At 63.9% G+C, this 302-nt stretch carries 1 protein-coding gene; it reads right to left on the reverse strand.

Features of this window, described 5'->3' with window-relative positions; all coding sequences use genetic code 11:
• Nucleotides 1-301: glutathione S-transferase N-terminal domain-containing protein (locus tag CVH10_RS19375; RefSeq protein WP_181244528.1), on the reverse strand; the 301-nt coding region annotated here is incomplete at its 3' end.
• Nucleotide 302 lies beyond the last annotated feature (1 nt).

Here is a 302-nt window from a genome sequence, read left to right on the forward strand (position 1 = left end):
GTTGGCCGGTCTTTTCCGCCAGATAGATCAGGATGGCGCCGGATTCGAACAGGGCTAGCGGCTGGCCGCCCGGACCGTTGGGGTCGATGATGGCGGGAATCTTGCCGTTCGGGTTCAGCGACAGAAACTCCGGCCCCCAGGTCTCATTGGCCATGATGTCGATCAGGTGCGGCTCATAAGCCAACCCCACCTCCTCCAGCATGATCGACACCTTCACCCCGTTGGGCGTGGGCAGGGAAAAGAGCTGGATGCGGTCGGGATGCTGCGCCGGCCAGCGCTGGGTGATGGGGAAGGCGGACAGG

The sequence above is a fragment of the Halomonas sp. ND22Bw genome (assembly GCF_003011945.1).
Taxonomy (GTDB): Bacteria; Pseudomonadota; Gammaproteobacteria; order Pseudomonadales; family Halomonadaceae; genus Halomonas; species Halomonas halophila.